Source organism: Proteus sp. G4415 (assembly GCF_963896075.1).
GTDB lineage: Bacteria > Pseudomonadota > Gammaproteobacteria > Enterobacterales > Enterobacteriaceae > Proteus > Proteus mirabilis.
Map to the genome: position 1 here is coordinate 1 of NZ_CAWQOK010000043.1, position 3255 is coordinate 3255.

2 protein-coding genes are annotated in these 3255 nt (G+C 29.2%); both read right to left on the reverse strand.

Annotation, left to right across the window (positions count from 1 at the left end):
- Positions 1-133: 133 nt before the first annotated feature.
- Positions 134-2197 (reverse strand): M10 family metallopeptidase, encoded by a 2064-nt coding sequence (locus AACU95_RS04420; protein WP_161737184.1) that lies wholly within the window; start codon positions 2195-2197, stop codon positions 134-136.
- A gap of 230 nt (positions 2198-2427) precedes the next feature.
- A partial coding sequence (locus AACU95_RS04425; RefSeq protein WP_202608880.1) for a calcium-binding protein occupies positions 2428-3255 on the reverse strand: 828 nt, incomplete at its 5' end.

Consider the following 3255-nt stretch of genomic DNA (forward strand, 5'->3'; position numbering starts at 1 on the left):
ATAATATTGGTGAATAATAAACAAAATAAAAATAACATAATGTATTATTTTTATACTGCTAAAAAACAGAACATCTAAATAAAAAAGGACTACAATATAATCATAATCCTTATTGTTAATTAGAATAATATCTTTATATATCTAAAAGATCATTGTAACTTAATATACCCTCAAGTTTTATAAAGATAGTCGAATGATGGTCGTTATTGGCTGTTGAAATAGTTATTGTGGTTTTATTTGTATGAATATCATTATGTAAAACTATTTCATTTTCATTTCCTGATAATTGTTCTACTCGTTTCATTTTTGATATATCGATTTTTTTATAATTTTGATCAACAAAAATAATTTTGTCTTCATTCGTATTAAAATCAAAAATTAAATTATAACTTTTAGCGCCTTTATAGCATAAGAAGTTAAAAGTATCATTTCCTTGTTCACCATATAATAGATTAGTACCTAATCCACAATAAAATATATCATTCCCTTCACCACCTTGAAGTTCATTTCGTCCTGCTTTTGATATCGAAAATAATAGATCATTGCCTTTACCGCCAATGAATGTATTATTTCCATAATAATCAACAAGGGTATCATCTCCATCACCACCAAAGAGTTTATCATTACCTTTATTTCCATAGAGGTAATCATTACCCATACTACCATGGAGAATATCATTACCCATACCACCATGGAGAATATCATCACCTATACCTCCATAGAGATAATCATTGCCTATATCACCATAGAGAATATCATTACCCATACCACCATAGAGGTGATCATTACCCAAACCACCCTTGATAGTATCATTACCATCACCACCTATAAGTTCATTATTAGCACTATTTCCTATGATAGTATCATGACCTGATCCACCAATAGCATTTTCAATAATCGTTTTGTAGGCAATAGAGATATTACTCCGTAACCCGCCAATATCTGAAAAGCTACCTTCATTTAGGTTAATAACTTGATTAACGGTATATAGGGAAAAGTCTAATGTATCAATTCCCCCCGAATCCCAAATACAACTTACTAATTTATCTTCTATGCTTTTTAAGGAGTAAGCGACACGTCCGGTATTAGAATGAAATCCATAGATATTATTTTCAAGGCGTGTGGTCATATTTTCGCCATAGAGTTGTTGCAATAATAATATATCTAGCAGCATAAAGGTCATGGGATAAAGACCACCAAAATCAGCATGCTCTGAGGTTGGTATATCATAACCCATAACAGAATATTTCAATGAAGCTAATACATGATTTTTATCTTTATATTCTAAGTATTGCCAACTATGGCTTAGCCCGAGTGCATGACCAACTTCATGCAAAACAACTTTATAATGATATGTACCTGGCTGATATTTATTATTTTTTAGTGTTTCAATTAGAGTATTGGTTTTTTTTATTATCAGAACAGTACCATTATCTTTAAAATTGAAAGCATCACCAATATTACCTTCTGTTTTTATATAATTATCAAGATCATTTTGATGTATTATCTTATAATATTGGTGTGATGATAAATTTAAAAATATAGTTCCAGAGTATTGGTATTGTTCATCAATATTTATCTTTTTTATAGGGGTTGAATACCTGCTAGGATAGGTTGCAAAACCTCTGGTGGTATATGAAAATTCTATTGAACCATGACTAATATGAAAATCATCGTAAAAACCAAATTTTATATCGGCATCGAATTCTGGATTAGATGCAACAAACTTTGCTTGTGTTATATAGGCAATTTCATTAAGAATATCGGAAATAACTTCTTGTTGATGAGGATATATGGTTGTTTGTGTATTATAAAAATAAGGATGTATACTATTCTTATTTTTATTAATACTATTTTCTATATCCTCTATATCTTTTTCTAATTCAGCTATTTTACTTATTGAATATTTATTTCTATAATATTTTAATGAAGCGATTTCTTTTTCTTTTTTTTCCTTAAGATAGGTCAATTCATATACTTTAGCGGTATGTTTTATTGATTCTATTCTATCTTTTTCTGTTACTGAATATTTTTTATTTGAGTAATTTCTTTTTTTATCATAATCAGGGAATATATATGTTATTTTGGTGATATTACTATGTGGTTGTTTAGGCCAACCATACATATAATTTATAACAATTTTACCATCAGGTAGATAGAAATAAGTTGTTTTTTTTATTGAGTTAAAACTATTCATACTAAATCCTTTTACCAAAAGAGAATTTTCTATATTTCTTAATTTTATAATTAATGGAGATATATATGGGAATAAATTTTATAAAAACACACTATTTATTAGTATGTTTTTTAGTTGATTACTATTAATTATTTATACGCATATTATGCTAGATTATTATTAATGTAATAATTGATGGTTATTTATAGAGTAATAATTTAAAATTTTACAAATCATATGGTGAAATGTATTTATACCGCAAAGAGTTCATCGTGGTTAAATATACCGACAATCTCTATATGTACAATGGACTTATTGTCGTTAGAAGATGTTGAAACATCTATGATGGTCTTATTGGCTGGTTTGTTATGATTTAATGAAAATTCATTTTTACTTCCTGATAACTTATCAACTTTTTTCATTTTTGATATATCTATTTTTCTATAATCTCTAGTGATCAACGTTATTTTATCCTTGTTTTTTTCAAAATCCCAAATTGAGCTATTGCTTTCAACTCCCTCATAACAGAAAAAATTAAAGGCATCATTTCCTTGTCCACCTGTTATACGATGAGTTCCTGTGCCCAAATATATTTCATCATCACCTTCTCCCCCTAGAATGATATTTCTACCTGGAAGCCCTCTATCTGTTGATGCTACACAGATCCGATCATTACCCTTACCACCATCTAACATATTAGCACCATAATAATCGATAAGCATATCATCTCCATCATCACCATAGAGCACATCATTTCCCAATTCTCCGTATATAACATCGTTTCCAGAGCCACCATAAAATAAATCATTGCCATCACCGCCATAGAATAAATCATTGCCATCACCACCTATGAGGTTATTATCAAAAGGATTTCCTATGAGAGTATCATCACCTTTACCACCAATCGCATTTTCAATAATCGTTTTATAGGCAATAGAGATATTACTCCGTAATCCTCCAATATCTGAAAAACAGCCTTCATTGAGATTAATGACTTGATTAACGGTATATAGGGAAAAGTCTAATGTATCAATTCCACCCGCATCCCAAATACAGCTCACTAATTTATCTTCTATGCT

Coding starts and splice junctions, on each gene's coding strand:
- AACU95_RS04420 (WP_161737184.1), bottom strand. CDS start 2,197: ATGAATAGTTTTAACTCAATAAAAAAAACAACTTATTTCTATCTACCT.